Origin of the sequence: Sanguibacteroides justesenii (assembly GCF_003204205.1) — a bacterium.
Classification (GTDB): Bacteria; Bacteroidota; Bacteroidia; order Bacteroidales; family Marinifilaceae; genus Gabonibacter; species Gabonibacter massiliensis.
Window position 1 is genome coordinate 411,106 of record NZ_QJPL01000002.1, and the last position, 18,895, is coordinate 430,000.

An 18,895-nucleotide genomic window follows, 5' to 3' on the forward strand; every position below is an offset into this window, starting at 1 on the left:
TATATTTGTATGTATAAAAATTAAGAATATGCCTACATTATTTATATTGTTTGGATTAAGATTCTTTTTCTGGTCCCGGGAACATCGCCCAATTCACGTGCATGTTGAAAACTCGGACGGGATAGCAAAATTTCAGATCGATCCGGAAGTGATTTTGATCGAGAACAAGGGGATTAAGAATAAGGACATAAAGATAGCGGAAGCTATAATCGAGGAAAACAGAGAAATTATTATAGAACGTTGGAAAGAGTTTATCGGGGAATAATTCCGGTTCTGTTTCCGTAAAATTTTAGGTTATGGAAATAAAAAAACTTTGGTTTAAAGATGAATATATTTGGATCCGTAATGAGAGTGGAGAAGATTTAAAGCAATCTCTCAAGTGGTACCCTCGTTTGGTTAATGCCACGGCCGAGCAAAGGGCCAATTATAAATTGTCTGCAATGGGTATACATTGGCCGGAACTGGACGAGGACATAAGTTTCGAGAGTTTTTTATTTGATGTCCCAGTTGAGGAACCTGTTAACCGCCTGGGAAGAGTTTTTAAATCTATTCCGGAACTGAATATTTCTAAAATCGCTCGTCGGATTGGTATAAGTCAAAGTATCCTGTCCGCTTATATTAACGGGATAAAAAAGCCATCGAAAGAGCGTGAGGAAAAAATAATAAAGGCTCTACACGATTTGGGGGAAGAATTAAAAGCAGTATGAAAAAATATATAATGGTTTTTGTTATTGCCTGCGTGTCTGTGGCTGTTTCGGTAATTGTAGATTCTGTGCCGGGAGGGATCTTGTTATTATTGTACCTTTTCATTGGCGTGATAGGGTTAGTTTGTATTTACAAATTGCTAAAAAACATACTTTCTTGAACGTCTTGTTTAATGTTAATGATACCCGGGCAATTAGCCCGGTTTTTTTGTGTCCTTTCAAATTTTTTGATCGACTGGTAACTTGCTGAAAAATACAGTTATGGCAAGGAATACCGAACAAACAAAAATAGAAGTCCTCCTTGATGGCCGTCAGGCATCGGATCAACTGAAAGATCTTTCTAAACAGTCAGCCGCTTTACGATTAGAATTAAAAAGGGCTTTCGATGCCAACGATGCTAAGAAAGTTGCAAATACGGAATGGGAATTGAGTAAACTCGATTCACGAATGAAGCTATTACGTAAAGAGTCTGTTAACGTTAAGGCTGTTTTGGATAATCTCTCCGGGGCGACAATGACGGAGCTAAGGCAAGCGATCTCGTCAGTTAATTCACGGCTTAACGGTAAAGCGATAAAGAAGAACTCGATGGAATGGAATGAGCTTGTAGGGATCAAGCGAAAACTTGCTTCACAAGAAAAACAATTACGGGCGGAGATATCCGGTACTGATTCCGTTTTACGTAAAAGTAGTGGAATCTTAAATCAACATAATATTTTGCTTGGTGTAGTTGGTGCAACCCTATTTAAAATACAAGGTGAAGCTCGTAAATCTTTACAGAGCTATAATAATTTTGAGGATAGTTTTCAAAATCTTTCGGCTCTTACCGGGCTAACGGGTGATTCACTTGAATATCTTAAACAACAGGCAAAAGATACTTCTACCGCAACCCTCGAGGGTGGCGTGAGGATTCGCCAGGGGGCCACGAATATCCTCGACGCTTACACGATGATCGGTAGCCAGAGACCCGAATTACTTAAAAATAAAGAGGCGTTGCATGAGGTAACGGTAGAGGCAATTATATTATCCGAGGCGGCAAAGATGGACATTCAACCGGCAGCGCAAGCCCTTACTAATTCTCTTAACCAGTTTAACGCGGAATCTTCCGACGCTCGTCGATATATAAATGTTCTTGCGGCTGGTTCCCAGGCCGGGGCAGGAAATATTAATTACCTTTCGCAGGCAATTGAAAAATCCGGAACTACCGCTAAGCTAATGGGGTTGAATTTTGAAGAACTTGTCGCGTTGATTGAAACGGCAGCCCCGAATTTTAAAGAAGCGGCGGTCGCGGGTAACAGTCTCGATAAAGTAATGCTCGAGATGAAGGCTAAACAAATCGGTTACCGTGACGGAATTTTTGATGTTAACGTGGCCCTGGATGAATTGATCGATCGTTTCAATACTGGTGAAACGTCTGTTGATATTTTCGGGAAGGAACACGCTAAAATGGTAGAGGTCCTTGTTGCTGGCCGGGCGAAATATGCAGAATATTTGCAAGCTGTTTCCGGCACGAATAAAGCCATAGAGCAGGCAGCAACGAATACTGACACGAATAAAGTTAAAACGCAACAATATCTCAACGAGTTGGAAAAGGTTCGTATCGAGATAGGGGAGAAACTTACCCCCGGTATCGGATTGTTAACGCGTGGCGGGACGTCTTTACTTCGTGTATTTGGCGCGTTGGTTGATATTGCTAATAATTACGGGATTTCGCTTGGTGCTCTTGTTGTTACTATTACGATTTTACTCGCTAAAACAAAAATTCTTAACGCTCTTGATTTGGCTCGTAACGCGATTGGAAAAGATTCCGTTCTTGTTGGAAAGGCTAAAATTTTAGGAATGAACGCTCAAATTGCGGCGTTGAAATTACAAACGATTTTCACGGGATCTGCCACAATGGCGGAAAAGAGACATATTGTTGCTATCGAACAAAAAATCGTGGCGATGAAAGCCGCTAACGCCACTATTGCCAAAACGCCATGGGGTCTTATCGCTACTGGTGCGGCGTTGGCGATTGGTTTTATAGTCGATCTCGTGAAAAACACGAATAATTTAACTGAAAGCCAGAAGCGATTATCCGATATAAATAAGCAATATACTGATACGCTAAGGGAACAAACCGGGCAAATGGAGATGTTATTTACCAAACTTAAAACGACAAATTCCGGCACGGAGGAAAGGATAAAATTAGTTGATCGTCTTGCCGAGATTATACCCGATGTTATAGATAAACAAAAGCTATATAACGCCAGTTTACAGGATATAAAACAAACGGAAAAGGAATACCGTTCGGAGCTCGAGAAACGGATTAGGCTGCAAGAAAAAGAAGCACAATTTACCGATCTGGTGAAACAACAAATGGATATAGAGGATGCTCTTGTTAAAGCCAAAGCAAGATTAGATGCTTCCCGGAAGAAAAATGATGAAATTATAAACGGTTTTGATTCTTCCCCTGACGCTCGTGTCAACGCGTTAAAAGCTGTCGGTAAAGTAGAAGAAGAGGTTAGTATGTTAGAAACGCGATTAGAAGAAATAAAAAAATTAAAAGATAATATAGATATATCCTCCTCCCCGGATTATTCCGGACCAATTTTATTACCTGGAGTGAAAATCGAAAATAACAATTGGCGTGATGAAATGGAAAAAGATATCCTCGAGGAGTTAAAGAAAACCGAACGGTTAAAGAAAGAAAACGAGAAAAGATTAAAAGACCAAAAGGAGTTTCGGGAAAAAGTATTATTCGAGGCTAAAACAGCGTTGGAGCAGGAAGATATTCTTTACGAGAAACGCCTTAAAGATGCTGGTCTCGCCAGTAAAAAAGAGATCGAATTGGAAAGTAAGGATGCTTTAGTATTACAGGCTCTTTACAAAGAGCATCAGGCTAATATTTATAAAATAAAGACCGAGACAGAAACAAAAATAATGCAGGAGCGACAAAAAGCAATAGATAAGGAAATACAAGACCTTAAGGATACTAACGCTCGCGAGCTGTCCGAACTGCATATAAAGCATAACGAGGAATTATCCGCGGAGAATTTAAACACGTCGGAAAAAGCTAAATTGAAAAAGAAACATCGCGAGGAAGAATTAAAGCTTTCTGCCGAGCATGCCAGAAAATTAATTACTCTTATGCAAGGGATGTTAGATGGTAGTAATGTTGTAAATCTTGATTTAGCAGATAAAGTTTTTTCCCCTGGCGAACGTAAAAAACTCGAGAAGGCAATTTTAGAAGCAAAAGAGACTTTGTCGAAATTGAAAATTGGTGATGAAAAAAAGGATGTTGCAATATTAAAGTCCTCCCCCGTTGATGTTTTAGGTATGACTCCAGAGAAATGGGACCTTTTATTCCAAAATTTACGTGATGGGAAATTTGGCGTTGATGAAATTGGAGTTTCCGTTCAGGCTTTAACGAACTTGTGGGGAGTATATAATAATTACATGGTTGCCTCTGAACAACGACAATTAAAAGATTTTGAAAAGAGTTCGAAAAAGAAACGTGCAACTCTTGATAAACAATTAGATGCCGGGCAGATTAGTCAAGAACAATATAATGCTCGGGTTTCTGAACTTGATGCGGAACTTGATGCTAAAAAAGCCGAAATAGAAAATAAACAAGCGAAGCGACAGAAAGAGATGGCGATTGTTAACGTTATAACAAACACGGCGTTAGCAATAATGAAGATTTGGGCAGATGTACCTAAGTTTGATTTCGGTGCGACGACAATGGCATTAACTGCTCTTGTTACAGCTTTGGGAGCGGCGCAAATCGCTACTATCGCCGCTACTCCCCTTCCCGGCGCGGAAAAGGGTGGCTATATAGATGTTGTAAGATCCCAGGACGGGAAGCGTTTCCGGGCAAAAGATAACCCGGATAATCGGGGGTTTGTTGATTCTCCTACTGTTCTTGTTGGAGAATCTGGACGGGAATTTGTCGTGAGTAATGATGCCGTGATGAATCCTACCGTGAAACCGATTCTGGATGTTATTGATACCGCGCAGCGAAGCGGGAATGTTGATAAACTGGACCTTACTCGTTACTTGATTGTTCCCGGGCGATCCCGGGGAGGAACGGTTGTGGATTCTTCTGATTCATCCGCCGTGTTGTCCGCAGATCCGAGATTTATTGAATTACTGGATGAAAATATACGGATGATGAAAATTCTCGCGAACAAAGAAATAATTTTTAAATGGTATGGTTCCGGAGGCTTCAAAGAGAAGTTTGATAAATCGAACATGTACGATAAAAATACAAGTGTAGGAAGATGAATTTACGTGTTATAATTTCGGACTTGGATGTAGCCTTGCCAATCGACGTGGAGTTGGTTTTAAAATTTCAAAACACTCTACTGGAAGATCGCAACGACGATGTAACGTACCCGTTCACGATCCCGTTAAAGGCGAATAAAAATGTATTCGGGAATATCGATCGAATCGTTCAAAATTCCTTTGATACTGAGTTGCCAGCTGTCGTGCTATTTGGTCCTTACGAATTACTAAGAGGATTCGCGACAATAACAGATATAACATCGAAAGAGGTCGAATTGTATATCAGTACCGCTAAGATGTCGTTTTGGCGAAAAGCAACTAATATAATGGTCCGTGATTGTAATATAGGTTCCGAGGATTTCGCGAACGAGACCGAGGCGGTAATGGCTATGAACAAATCCTTGCAGGGAGAGAAAAATTACGTTACCTGTCCACTCCTCGATGAAAACTTTACTGAAACAACGTTGCTACCGCCTGCCGAGGCATTATTCCAGAAAGTATTTAATCCTTATGATATTAACACGAAACAATTTGCATTCGTCATGAATGGTAAAACGTGCGTGTATCTCCCGTTTATGCGTTTAAAGTTTGTTATTGAAGAACTAATAAAGTGGTTCGGCTATAAAATAGGGAAAAACTGCCTTAACGCTATCGAGGGATTTAACGATATTCTTATTGTTAACCGTTCAGGGATGGTTAGTAAGCCCCGATTATTTAATTTCCGGCATTGTTTACCCTATATTCCCGTGAAAGACTTTTTTGCAGATATAGAGAAAAAATTTAATCTTGTCTTCTGGGTAGATGTAAACCGGAAAGAGATATCGATAGAGAATTTTAATAGCATCTTAACAGGCGAACCTTTTTCTATTCTTGTCGAGAATGGTGTTGATAAAAAATTTGATGATGATAATAAAACGGGTTACAGGTTTAAAGATAAAGACGTTTCGGATTCGACACTCGATAGTATTAAAAGTTCGCTTGAATGGGAGGTCGGGGAAGGTGATTTTAAGCAAATTGATTGCATTTCTACTCCTGTTAATACCGTGCATGACGGAATTAATCGAGGAGCGAACCAGAACAATATCGCGGTTATAAATTATAGTAACGTGAACGTTGACCCGCTTTTTGATAAAAGTGTTGTTTCGGAATTCCGTCTCGCGGTATATCGAGGTTATTATAAAAGAAATGGTTTGCCGGCAAGCACGGAGCCGTACATGTCTCCCGAGCCGGAATGGGATGGATCTACCCCTATAAATTTAACGTGGGTAAGAGGACTTTCTACCTTATACCGGGATAAGGTCAATTTTCTCGTGAAAAGTCAGATGTTGCACGAGATTAAAGTGCAAAGGAAAATCGAGTACATAAGAAGCGTTAAGAATATACTTTGTCGTGCGGTGGTAATCGCTGGACAAAAATATGTAACGAAAGAGGTCGAGATAAAACTTGGCAAAGATAATATCGTGGAGTTCATATATCGTGGATATCCCTTGTAGTTTGTCCTTTATAATCGTGTGTTCGTCTATTACTTTTCTGAAAAATTGAGGCATGAAAATAATACAGCAACCGGAATCACTAAGCTTGTCAGGAAACGTTAAGGATTTTATTCTTTCGGAAGTAACCGGAAGTGTTGAATTTGTTTTAACGTGCGATGCTGTCGAAATTTTGAGGGAAAACTACGAACCTATTGCCGGGAGAGTTGAGATCCCCGTGAAGCTGGTAATTGATGAATTATTGAAAATCTCCATCCCGGATTTTGACTCTGTTATTTACGAGCAAACGAGGGCGGTTAAAACATTTTCGGCGAGAATCGATACACAAATTATAACTTTTACAGTCGTGAAAGGAGGATTTTCTGCGTTGGAATCAACCCCCGTTTTCTTTAAGACTAATTTTTTAACCTGGCAACCACAACAAAAATTTATAATTTCCAATCAGCCGGAATTTTTATCGTATTATACTCAGGAAACCGGGAACCTGAAAATAAAAGGTTACTTCTCGGATAAGGCATTCGAGATTCATACAATTATTTTGGAATCCGCTAAACTTTACGCTTTTAATCTTAATTGGGATATCGTAAACGGTTATTTTTCCAAACAAGTATTGTATTACGACGTTTGGGTAGAAAATCCGGATGGAAACCGGTTAAGTTATATACAACGTTACGTGCTCTCTCCTTTCCATGATAATCAGCAAATTTATTTGTTCGAGAACACTATCGGTGGAATTGATACGGTTTTGTTTTCCGGGTTATTTTCTTCCTCTTTGAAAACGGAAGGTAATCTAAGCACGATAAAAGATGAGACGACGGATAGCGATATAGATATGTCTTGCGTCTACATGCAAAACACGGGATTTTTGCCTTCTAAAGATTACGCCGAGTGGCTACGTGATTTTTTTGTTTCTCCGCAACGATTCCACGTGACGGATTCAGCACGACGAATTTTTATAGAAGAATCGGAAAATAAATTTGAAACGGATAATTTGAATACTTACGAGTTCGAATTCCGATACGCTAAAGAGACAAAATATAATAATATCGTTCGGAACCGGGAATCTCTTCCTGAACTGTTAGAATTTCCCGTTGTTGACGAACTTTTTTTTTTAGCTCCCCGGCTGACCGAGTTTCCTCTTGCTGCGATAGCTGACGATCTTATATTACCAGTTCAGTATGCTTTTGAAAATGCTTGGCGTCGAATTTCCGTCGACGCAATAACTCGGTATGTTTTAGGGTATACTATTGATAATATAGAGACAATAATCGACCTAACAAACTATTGGCAAAAAACAGAACTTGTCCGGGAAGATTTGTATTTAAAATTTCTTGATCGTAAAATTTTTGCTGGATACGCGGATGAAGCTGAAAACGCTGAAAAATGGGCTGATCACTTCTTTGAAGATTACATAAATCAGCCTTTACGCACAACAGATGATGTTTTGTTTAACTCTATTTCTGTAAAAGAGTATTGTAGTTCGGAGAATTACGCGTCTGGATTGTTGGGTACAGGTTATATGTTTGATAGTAGAGGATACGGGGAAGTAACAAGACTCGACGTGCGTGAATACCTGTATGTACCCGAGATTATAAAAAATAAAGTTTCCGTTGTCGCGGATGAATTTTGGTTTACCGGTGGTGGTGTCGTGGACACTATCGAATGTACCGGAATGGACCGCTATAAAATTAGTCTTAAACAGGAAAAGGAGGTTCCAGAAATCCCGTGGAAAGAAGGTGATATTTTACGAGGTATATTTAGCTTGGAAACAGGTTTTTCAACTGTTTACTATACCGTTGAAAAAATCGAGGATAAACATGTATTTATCCATGCCGAGAACGCGCCGGAATTTTTTTCATACTTAACGGACTCGTTGTCTAACTATCTTTTAACGGAAGACGGAGCCTATTTGATGGTTAACACCGGTGGATATCCGGACCGATTTTTAACTCTCGCGCGGCAGGGAAACGTTTCGGATCCGGACCGACAAGGAAGTATTTATGTCGATAGTATAAACAAGTATATTAGAGTTCTCGACGGGGTTTCCACCACGACGATAAACTTCGAGAATATTCGTGTGCAGTTGGGAGATCTCTCCGGGCTTGTTTCACCGGTGTTGGGAAAACTAAACGGATTCGGTTTGTACTCGTCGAATGTTTACCTTATCGGAGATTTCATGCTCCGGAACGGCAAAAGTGTGGCGACCGAATTTAATAACGTATCAGAAACCCTTGTTTCTATTTCAACCCGGCTGACCGATACAGAAGCAGCAATCGAAAATACAGTGTCTAAGACCGTGTACGATGCTTATACCCAGTCTACAAGTACCTTGTTATCTCAAATTACGCAGCGAATAACGGATGTAGAAGCAAGTATAGAAAGTACGGTGTCTAAAACTGTCTTTGACGCTTACAAGCAAAGCACAAGCACTTTATTATCGCAAATCACGCAACGAGTAACGGATGTAGAGGCAAGCATAGAAAGTACTGTATCCAAAACGGTTTTTGACGCTTACACGCAGTCCACAAGCACGTTATTGTCCCAGATCACGCAAAAAGTAAATAATAATACCGCGGAACTCGAGTTAACCGTGAAAGCGGACAATGTTATCGCGTCGATAAATGCCTCTGTTGAAAAGGATGGGACATCGGCTTTACGGCTTAAAGGGGATAAAATTGAACTGAACGGGAATACAGTGATGAAAAATAAGTCTGGTTCCGTGATTGACTTTTTGGGAAGTGATAATGATGTCATAAACATAAACGATGGTTTTTTCAGGATAGATAAAAATGGAATGATCTATACTTCCGGGGGCTTTTTTTACGGTTCTGTATCGGAACTTTTCAAGAAAATAGAAACTGAAAATCCTGTCGAAAACCTGGACTTCTCTACTGGATTTAATTTTTCCGGGCAAGCTGCTTACAACGCGTATAAAACTTACGTGCTTCCTGACGATGTAAAGTATCAAGGAGTTAGAGCATCCGTGTTTAATACAGGTGATAGCCGGATGTCCGGGTACATTTATATTAAAATTAAGAATGATAATAACTTTATCTTTCCTTCTGGTGGGTATGATAAAACAGTGAAAACCGTAAAATTAAATTTTACACGGCTACTCGAGTTAAAAGCCGTTCTGGGAAATAATAATACACTGAAATGGTATATACTTAATCACTCGGACTTTACTTACGATTCTCAAGATAATTCAGTGTATTCTAAAGATTTTTGATATGAGTAATTTAATAAATGATAAAGTAGAAAAAAGAGAGGTAAAGATTAGTGATTTACCGCTTGTCTCGAGTTTAGTCGGGTTATCCACGATCGGTGTCGACGCGCAAAATCGCACCGTCCGGGTCGGGTTAGAGTTTATAAAAGCTTCTTCCGATGCCGCTCTCGCGGCCGCGGAACGGTTAAACACCCTATCGGACAACCCGATGAAAATTATAAACGATTTTTGGTATCGTTACAACGAACTGACAGGAAAATACGAGAATACTGGAATGAAAGCTAAAGGCGATCCGGTCCCAGTCGTCGATAGCTTAATTTCTACTTCCACAGTCGACGCTCTTAGTGCTAACCAGGGCCGGGCTTTGAAAAGCCTTGTCGACACCCTTCGAACGGATTTAAACGACTATTTGCCTCTTTCGGCAGGGAATGGTAAACCTCTTACCGGTAAATTATACGCTAATGGAGGAGTGAAATTATCCGTTAAAGGGGTTAGTCTCACAGGAGTAAATTCAACAGGGAGAGAGGAGGCGTTAATATATATTTCATCTACTGATGATGTGGTTGTCGGAGATCAACGTGACAATTTGGTATTACATTCAGTAGCTTCCGATCTTATACACAGAAGAGGCGCATCAGCGGAATACAAGATATGGGATGCATATAACCTTTCGAGTCCAGCTACCACGACGGATTTGAATAGTTATATACCGAGATCTGCTCAGGGTGTTACAACAAGTTTATTAAACTTACAAGGGGGTATATACAGGGGAGGAGCCTCGATGGATGGGGAGTTCGGGTACGCTTGTAATATGCTATTAAGATTTGATTCTGGCGGTACGAATTGGTACACGGGAGGTATTCTATCAATATCAACAGGAGGGGAGCTTAGAGTTGCCGGGGTGAGTAACGGAACATTGAGTGTGTGGCGGGATGTGGCGATGCAAGGAATGTCAAATAATTTCTTGCATAGTGGCAACGAGGTTACCTTTATATCACAAGCGGCAGCTCTCCCCGGCGTGTGGTTGAATTATCGAGGATGTGCGGGTGGAATAACGGATTATTTGCTGGGATCGGGTAAGGCAGACGGTTCATACGCAAATTTAAAAGTTAAAAACCTTTACACGTCGGAGAGTATTTACATACCTAATGGACAAAAACTTAAGTCTTATAGTTCAGAAGGAAATATTGTAGATATGGCATACGTAGCTCCCGGTTCAAATGTCCTGGTCCTTGGACATTTAAGTACCCCCGGGGTCTTAATTAGATCCACTAACACAGATATATACCACGCTCGGAATGTAGGTGGCACTGCGACCAATTACAAAATCTGGGATGCATATAATTTATCCTCTCCCGTTACTGGTTCCGGTGGAGTCGCGGGGCAATTAGCCAAATGGTCAGCAGCTACTGCCCTGTCTGGTGGAATAGCGTACAGTTCTGGAAACGTGGCGTCAACGGTAGTGGCCAGGGACGGTAACGGAGCGTTTGCCGCTACTTCTATTAGTGTTACAAACCTAAATGCAACAAACCTTGGCACGGGAGGTAACGCCACGACAATTCATGTCGGTTTAATACCGAGGGCTGTTAATACATGTTATATAGGTTCAGCGGATCGGCCGTTCGCGCAAATGTACTCGGCACATTTCAACGGACATTTGGCAGGATCAGCAGACTTTTGTTGCGACAAAAGAGTAGAGGTAGTTACCGCTATACCTTCCACGACACTCGCTAATACCGTGTATTTTTTAACATAATAGGCAATGGCAGGAATTAGTATAACAGATAGTAGTAATGTTCTAAAAACATTAAAGGATTGTAAGATTACAGATGCGAATAACGTGTTAAAACAAGTCCGGGAAATTTGGGCCACGGACGCGAATAACGTTAAACGTCTCGTTTGGCAAAGAGAGGTAAAAAGAAGTTTCGTGTTGTACTGGGATCCCCGGTCAACGATATCGCAGCAAGAAGAAGAGCAAATAATCGGGACAAACCTGACTGGAACACTTAAAAGCGATCCGGTTACCGTAAATAATTTTCTTGTTATAGCGAAGATGAATCAGTTTGCCGGGTCTTCAGTTAAAGAGTTTATGAACAACCCGTGGGGCGAGATAAAAACTCTTGTACTCCGTTCGAAACTCGATTATTCATTGCTATATGATCTTGTTATTGGTCTATCTTTCGGCCCGATGGCAGATGGTCGAAAAATTCTGGAAGTCCGTGCTGGAGGATCCGGGATCGAAACTATCGAGGGCGTTTCTGACCTGACAAACTACAACTGGCCCGATTCCACGACTGTGCCTATCTACATGCTTATCGGGCACATGGACGAACCGAGCGACGAGGCTGCAAGACTTGTATTAAACTCTTCGTACGCCACCGGCGTGATATAATTATAAACGTTAGAATATTTATTATTAACAACTTAGAAATTAAAATTATGGCAACAACAGCAATTACAACGAAAGTTAATGGTTTGGAGTCAGTTAGCATTAACGTTGAGGCGCAAAATGCCTCGATTAAACTTAAGGGAATATTCTCTCTTAATAGCCAAAAAGTAGTTATTTCTGGCAACGGGGAATTTAGGAAAGTGGACGATGATAGCCACGTCGGAAATTTTAACAAGAATGTTAATCGTTTCGGCTACACGGATATAGAAGAAAACTACCTGAACGATTGCGCGAATCTACTAAAAGCCACGATCACGGACATCGAGGTGAAAGCAGAAGCCGGAAGTATAACTATCTAAAACTTATTATTATGGCAAAGGAAAAGACGATTAAGGGAGTGACAAAGTTGAAAAGATTTGAAGTTTTGAACCTGAACGAGGTTTTGAGTAGTAACAAGATAAGCAAGTTGAGTAAAGAAAGTGCTTTTGCCTTGTTAGACATGAAGATCGAGTTAAACAAGCACGTTAACGAGATTAACGAGGCGCAGCGTCTCGCGGCAAATCAGCTTCGTCCGGCAGATTTGAAGGAAGGAGAAAAAAATGAAATTCTCGAAAAAGAATGGAACGACAAATTCCGTGACTTCGCGGAAAAACATCTTAACGAGGAAATAGATGTTAAGCTACAAAAGATTAGCAAAGAACAGTTGCTCGAATTTGTTAAAGAAAATGATTTGAGCCTCGATAGGATTAATGTTTTGCAGTTAATAGTAGAATGAAAGTAGATACAGAGGTACATTTAAATACCTCTGTATCTCTAAAATTTAAATCTATGGAAATAAAGATTTTTTATAATAGTTTTATAGCGAAGCTGTTATTACTATTTTCTACTTGTAGCACGATAATGCTCTTCGGTTCTGTCTTTACGAAAGAATCAGAGTTAAATAATGAAGAAAAGACACATGAATCGATTCATGTCGTGCAGTATTTAGAATGTTTTATACTTGGGACATTGCTTTTATTTGTATTGCTATACTTAGGAGCATCGATATGGTTTATCCTGTTACCGATTATTTGTTATTACATTTTATATCTAATGGAGTGGCTTGTTTCTTTCATCCACCACCTTTTTAGTAAGAGGAAAAAGGATTTTGTAAAAGCTAACGGTAAAGCCTATTGGAGTTCGGCAATGGAAATGGAAGCGTACGATAATCAGAACAATCCTCTTTACCTAAAGACACGAAAGTTTTTCGCATTCGTTAGGTATTACGGAAAAATATAGGATTTTAAGGAGGTGTGAAATGGAAAATTTTAAGGCGTTAGTTGTTAGTGTTATCGCCGGATTGATGGCGTATCTTAATCCAATTTCAGGAGATTTAGTATCGATGTTGACAGTATTTATGCTAAATTTCTTTTTTGGATTATTGGCTGCAATTTTTGTAAATGATGAGAAGTTTAAATTTAAAAAAGCGTGGAAGTGTGTTAAAGAGGCCACTATATTTTTTGTTTTGGTTGTGGCAATATTTTTTATCGGTGAGAAAAAAGGAAATATGGATGGTGCGATACAGTGTGTTAGTTTCGTTACTTATTCTGTTTTCTATTTTTATGGAGTGAACATGCTGCGAAATATAAAGTTGCTGTTTCCCCAGAGCCGCACTATTGCTTTTTTATACGATGTATTGAGCATTGAGTTTGCAAAAAAAATTCCGGGATTGAGTAACTATTTGGGCAAAGAAATTAAAAATGAATCGAAGTGAAATAATAAAGGAACTTAAAGAGTTCTTTGACGTGCGGGAGCTTGTTTGCCCGCATTGTCACAAAAAATTTGGCGATAATAGCTGGCAATTTATAGACACGGAGCTATTACATACCCTCCTAATTGTCCGGCGGGATATACTGAAAGTTCCTATTTATGTTAATAATTATGACTCCGGCGGCTCTTTCTCTCAACGAGGGCTGCGTTGTAATATTTGCCAGATTGTTGAGGATAAAACGAGCAAGGGAGAAGTGTATTTGTCTGCGCACGTTAACGGGTCCGGAGTTGACTTTACGGCTAAAGGAATGACCGCGGAGGAAGCACGAACAATAATAGCCACTAATGTACATTTGTTGCCTTTCCCAATACGATTGGAAAAAGGCGTGAGCTGGATACATTTAGATATCTACGATTATTTGAATGGAAAAAAGATAAATTACTTTTAATATGACGAAATATCTATTGTTTATAATAGTTATTCTTACCGGTTCTCTGGTAATATCTGTAAGGAGTTGTCATGGAATTCGGGAGGACCGGAATAGACTATCCGATAATCAACGAACATTATTGTCTAATGTAGAATATTATCGTACAAAAGATAGCCTTTCCGCCGCTTCCGTCGAGAGACTAACGTTATCAAACCGGGAGTTTACTCGTTATTGCGATGATTTAGAGAAGCAGGTTACGGACCTAAATTTGAAAGTAAGACGATTGCAATCTGTTAGTCAGACGGCAATAGAAACAAAGTATGTTATAAAGACTGTTACTCGTGATAGTATTATTCCAGGGCGGATGGATACGCTGAGATGTATCGATTTTAGGAACGATTATCTTACACTTTCCGGTTGTGTGGATCGGGAGTCCTTTTGCGGGACGATTGAAAGTAGAGACACTCTTGTACAGATCGTTCATCGTGTACCTCGAAAATTTTTATTCATTCGTTGGGGAACGAAAGCAATTCGCCAAGAAGTTATTAGCAAGAATCCTTATAGTAAGATCACTTATTCAAGGTATATTGAATTGAGAAAGTAGTTTAAATACGTTTATTCTTTATAGATCATTATATTGTAGCGGGCGTTTTTCAATGGAAATGTATAAACGCTCCTTTCTCGTTTGTCACTTCTCATGTTTTTGTAATAATATTATTATGATAGATTATGTTATGATAATAAATATTATACATGTATAATACATTGATATAAGAAATAATTATTATATATTTACACAAATATTATTTTTTATAATAATATTTATTCAAATAACCATTTTACTAACCTCTAAAATTAAAAATCATGAAAAAAACAATTCAACTAGTAGTATTAACGTTGGTTCTCCTGATCGGGGGAATATCAACGAACGTGGCTTCAGGTGAAGTGATTTACCGGACTCAGACATGCACGGAAGGGGAAACTTTTTATGTTAGTTTCGCGGGTATTTTTGACGGGGAAATGGATGATGTTTCGCTTTATCACGATTTTGGGAACGGACCGGAATTAGTGGGCTTAGGTGTGGTAAGCGCTTATGGATACATAGGGGTGACTATGGAAGATCAAGGAGTATACTGGTTTGGGTGTCATTTTGTGGAAGAGGGGATTCTTCGTTTTGAATACAGGCTTTGCGTGATATTAACGGTGGTGAAGCCGGTGGCACAATGGGTGAATGGTTCGAAAAAGAATGCTCGCCCGGGATCACTGGTTTGTATCCAGGAGAAAAGCTTGGTTTGGAGATCTAAAATGTTAGTACTGGCATAAATAAAATTTTAAATTAAACATGAGTACACGTGATATTTTCCCGGTGGTTATACACGAGATAAAACAACAAAGCCGGAGCTGGATCTTTCGTTTTTTCGCCCTGTTCTCGTTAGTCGGGATCGTGTCGTGTCATGTTTACTGGCAGGGGCCGGGCGGTGAGAACTGGAAGATGATGGCCTTGCCTTGCTCCATGCCTTTGGTGAACGCTTACCTGTATAGTGTTGTGCAGTCGTTGTTCCTGGCGGTAATGATGGCGGAAATTCCCCGCCGGTTAAGTAGGCCGGGAGCCCTGGAGAGTTTACAGGCTCGCCCGGCAGGTAACACGGCTTTCTACTGGGGGATCGTTACCGGTAACCTCGTTCTTTTCGGCCTGGTTAACGTGACGGTGATTTTACTTTCTATCTTTCTGGTTAATTTGACGAGTCTTGCCCCGGTGGGCTGGGGTTATTACCTGTTTTACCTGTTGACGTTGAACCTTCCCTCGTGGTTGCTCGTGGCTGGATTCTCTTTATGGGTAAGTAGCGCCACGGGTTCCCGTTATCTCGCTATCACTCTTGCCGTGGCGTGGTTGATCGGTAGCTTGTTCTGGTTGCCTTACTTCCAGCACGGGACTCTCGATTACACGGGCAGTGGCGTTCCCAATTTATTCTCGTGGCTGGTGGGACACGTGAATCTTTCCCGTTACTTGTTGCATCGTTCGATTTACACGCTGGTCGGCCTGGGCTTTTTGGCGTGGGGAGTAAAATACATGAGGCGCTTGCCCAACCGGTCGAGTACCCGGAATCTTCATGCCTCGGGCGGGATCTTGCTCGTTTTGGCGGGCCTCGGTTGTGGCGTTTTGCTCGAGTACTCTCACTACCGGGACCGGTCGGTTCGATCGGAATACCGTTCGAGTTTCGAGCGTAACTGGCGGGAGGTGACCTGCCGGGTAAGGAGACACGATATCCGGTTGCGTCAAACGGGCAAGGGGTTGAAAGCGGAGAGCGACCTGCTGGTTTATAACCCCGGGAAACGGGATTTGAATCGAATCGTCTTGTTTTTGAACCCCGGTTTGCGTGTCTTGTCGGTTAAATCCGGGGATAACGCCTTGTCTCACGATCGTGACGGGCAATTTGTTTTGATCGATCGATCTTTGGCCCCGGGGGACACACTATCCTTGCGGCTGGCGTACGAGGGAAAGATCGATGACCGTTATTGTGACTTGCACCTTTCGAGCGAGGAACACGAGGACGTTTTTCACGGGGATCGTTTTTTCCCGACGGGTCGTCGGGGGGCTTTCGTCGAGCATAATTTTCTCCTGTTAACCCCCGCATGCACGTGGTACCCGGTGGCCATTCCCCCGGTGAATCCCTTTATGCCGTTAGCGACGGGCCGGGATTTCACCCTTTTCACGTTGATCGTGGAAAATCCCTCGCAACAAACGATTCTCTCGCAGGGCGTTCCCGAGCGGCTGAAAAACGGTATTCGTTTTACCAGCCGAAACCCGTTAAACGGTATCTCGTTATACGGTGCTAACGTTAAAAACTATAACTTGCCGGTGGATAAAACTTTCGGTTTCCATGTTAATTTGACCGGGTGGGGAGAAAGGTTGAAAATGATTTTCTCGGGCACGAGTTGCGATGCTTTCTCCAGGTTGTGTAAAAATCCCCCGGTGTACTGGTACGATTACAGGAACTTCCTGTCGATGTCGTGGTATGAACCGGGGTGGCCTTATCTTTACTTGTCGGAAGTGCCGGTTTCTTTTCATCTGTCCTCTCACGAGGGGAAATCCTCGGGTGGACTTGTAGAACCGGGAATGGTCTTTTTTCACGAGCGGGGATTCGACCTGGACATGACCGGCGTGATGAAGGCCGGTAAGGTTAAGACCGGGGAAGACTTTTTGTCAGCATGTGATGACCTGCATAGCCGGTTGATTAACGGTGTAATCAGGCAGCGGGGGAGTCATCCCTTGTTGAACCTCGGCCGGCAAAAAGTGAAAGTCACTTACGTGGCGGATAGTCCCGTGAGAACACTTGGCGCTGATAGAAATGCCTGGGTTTACTCTTTAAAATACCCGTTCATGGGTAAAGTGTTTGAAAGGTTAGGGGGACAAACACGTGTTATGAATAAAAGCCAGAGTATATCCGGGATGATTTTTGCCGGTCAAAAATCGTTTCACGATTATTTCACCGGTCGAACCTTGCTGGATTTTTTATCGGACTCGGGTTCGGAGAGGGGTATCAGGAACCAGGTGTTTTACATGAAGACGCAGGATCTTTTGATCAGGTTGACGTTGCGTGTTCCCGAGAGGGAATTGCGGTATTGTTTAGATAGCTTGTATCGACACGCTCGTGGCGAGATGGATTATGACTCGCTGCTGGAGAGGTGGGGGACTCGCTGGGGATTTGACATGAATCGTCTTGTCGAGGATTGGATGGCGACCAGGCACGAGCAATATTTTAAAATGAGGGACGAGGTGGTGCTTTACGATCCCGTTACCGGGCTTTCCAAACTCGAGGGAAAGATCATGAACGCCGGTAAGACGGGAGGCGTGGTCTCCATCGAGTACGGTAGCGTCGCCGAGATAGATCGTGTCAGCTGTTATATAGAGCCTGGGGAGGTGAAATCGTTCTCGTTCGTGGTGAGGGGGGACTCTTTTCACTTGAATACCTGGTTATCGACGAATCGGCCAAATTTTTTCCGTTTTCCCGCGAGGAAGAACCGTGAGTGTAGAGAACCCTGGGAACTTGGCGGGGAATGGCGCACGATCCCGGTAGAAGAATTTCTGGCGAGCGAGAACGAGAACGAGCTCGTGGTGGATGACCAGGATGCCGGTTTCGAGCTGGTGGATGGGAATTTGACGTGGTTTCAAAAATGGTTCCGTAAGGCACCCCGCGTGCGGAATTTCCAGGATGGAGAGACCTCTCGCTGGGAACAGGTGATCACGATGGAGGCGGAGGGAGACTCGATCCGGGGCTGTTACTGCATTGGCGGTGGAGAGGGTAAATCTACAGCCACGTGGCGGGTGAATCTCCCGGGGGCGGGACGTTACCGGGTAGTGGCTAAGGTGTATAAAAAGCTTCTTGTTCCCGGGTTCGCTCCCCCGGGAGGAGTGGTTAATCACTACACGGTTTTCCACGGGGATAAGAAAGAGGAAGTGGCGGTGGATCTGGATATCGCGATACCCAAGCGCGTGGGCTCCCCTGGCTGGGCCTCTCTTGGCGAGTATGATTTCCCGGCGGGGGAGGCAAGGGTGGTACTTTCCGACAAAGACCTCCAAAAACGAAAAGACGTGGCGATCGTGGCTGACGCGGTGAAGTGGATAAAAATAGACTAAGCGA

Annotated in this window: 14 protein-coding genes; all 14 read left to right on the forward strand. The window is 41.9% G+C overall.

The window, feature by feature from the left end; genetic code table 11:
• The first annotated feature begins 28 nt into the window (after nucleotides 1-28).
• The 14 genes from DMB45_RS04755 to DMB45_RS04825 all read left to right on the forward strand — a co-directional run bounded on the left by DMB45_RS04755 (nucleotide 29) and on the right by DMB45_RS04825 (nucleotide 18,891).
• Complete coding sequence (locus tag DMB45_RS04755; RefSeq protein WP_110688505.1) at nucleotides 29-265, forward strand: DUF4160 domain-containing protein; 237 nt, start codon at nucleotides 29-31, stop codon at nucleotides 263-265.
• Between the two features lie 31 nt (nucleotides 266-296).
• Nucleotides 297-707 (forward strand): DUF2442 domain-containing protein, encoded by a 411-nt coding sequence (locus DMB45_RS04760; RefSeq protein WP_041503404.1) that lies wholly within the window; start codon nucleotides 297-299, stop codon nucleotides 705-707.
• Between the two features lie 258 nt (nucleotides 708-965).
• Entirely contained in the window at nucleotides 966-4,967 is a 4,002-nt protein-coding gene (locus DMB45_RS04765) for a phage tail tape measure protein (RefSeq protein WP_110688506.1), read from the forward strand.
• Nucleotides 4,964-6,460 (forward strand): hypothetical protein, encoded by a 1,497-nt coding sequence (locus DMB45_RS04770; protein WP_041503406.1) that lies wholly within the window; start codon nucleotides 4,964-4,966, stop codon nucleotides 6,458-6,460. The genes DMB45_RS04765 and DMB45_RS04770 overlap by 4 nt, the downstream gene beginning before the upstream one ends.
• Nucleotides 6,461-6,512: 52 nt before the next feature.
• Nucleotides 6,513-9,686 carry a hypothetical protein gene (locus DMB45_RS04775; RefSeq protein WP_110688507.1) on the forward strand — a complete coding sequence of 1,058 codons (3,174 nt, stop codon included), beginning with the start codon at nucleotides 6,513-6,515 and terminating at the stop codon, nucleotides 9,684-9,686.
• 1 nt (nucleotide 9,687) lies between these two features.
• Nucleotides 9,688-11,439, forward strand: coding sequence for a hypothetical protein (locus tag DMB45_RS04780; RefSeq protein WP_110688508.1), 1,752 nt, complete (start codon nucleotides 9,688-9,690; stop codon nucleotides 11,437-11,439).
• A gap of 6 nt (nucleotides 11,440-11,445) precedes the next feature.
• On the forward strand, nucleotides 11,446-12,075 hold the full coding sequence (locus DMB45_RS04785) for a hypothetical protein (protein WP_041503409.1): 630 nt from the start codon (nucleotides 11,446-11,448) through the stop codon (nucleotides 12,073-12,075).
• Nucleotides 12,076-12,122: 47 nt separating this feature from the next.
• A complete protein-coding gene (locus tag DMB45_RS04790; RefSeq protein WP_041503410.1) occupies nucleotides 12,123-12,431 on the forward strand; it encodes a hypothetical protein in 309 nt (102 codons plus the stop codon).
• An 11-nt stretch (nucleotides 12,432-12,442) separates the two neighbouring features.
• Nucleotides 12,443-12,847: a hypothetical protein gene (locus DMB45_RS04795; protein ID WP_041503411.1), complete on the forward strand. Its 405-nt coding sequence runs from the start codon at nucleotides 12,443-12,445 to the stop codon at nucleotides 12,845-12,847.
• A 522-nt stretch (nucleotides 12,848-13,369) separates the two neighbouring features.
• The gene (locus DMB45_RS04805) at nucleotides 13,370-13,825 is read left to right on the forward strand and encodes a hypothetical protein (RefSeq protein ID WP_041503412.1); all 456 of its coding nucleotides are present in this window, start codon (nucleotides 13,370-13,372) and stop codon (nucleotides 13,823-13,825) included.
• Nucleotides 13,812-14,270 (forward strand): hypothetical protein, encoded by a 459-nt coding sequence (locus DMB45_RS04810; RefSeq protein WP_052634589.1) that lies wholly within the window; start codon nucleotides 13,812-13,814, stop codon nucleotides 14,268-14,270. The genes DMB45_RS04805 and DMB45_RS04810 overlap by 14 nt, the downstream gene beginning before the upstream one ends.
• 1 nt (nucleotide 14,271) lies before the next feature.
• On the forward strand, nucleotides 14,272-14,856 hold the full coding sequence (locus DMB45_RS04815) for a DUF6549 family protein (RefSeq protein ID WP_041503413.1): 585 nt from the start codon (nucleotides 14,272-14,274) through the stop codon (nucleotides 14,854-14,856).
• 260 nt (nucleotides 14,857-15,116) lie between these two features.
• On the forward strand, nucleotides 15,117-15,575 hold the full coding sequence (locus DMB45_RS04820) for a hypothetical protein (protein WP_041503414.1): 459 nt from the start codon (nucleotides 15,117-15,119) through the stop codon (nucleotides 15,573-15,575).
• Nucleotides 15,576-15,594: 19 nt separating this feature from the next.
• A complete protein-coding gene (locus DMB45_RS04825; RefSeq protein WP_110688509.1) occupies nucleotides 15,595-18,891 on the forward strand; it encodes a golvesin C-terminal-like domain-containing protein in 3,297 nt (1,098 codons plus the stop codon).
• The last annotated feature ends 4 nt before the right edge of the window (nucleotides 18,892-18,895 follow it).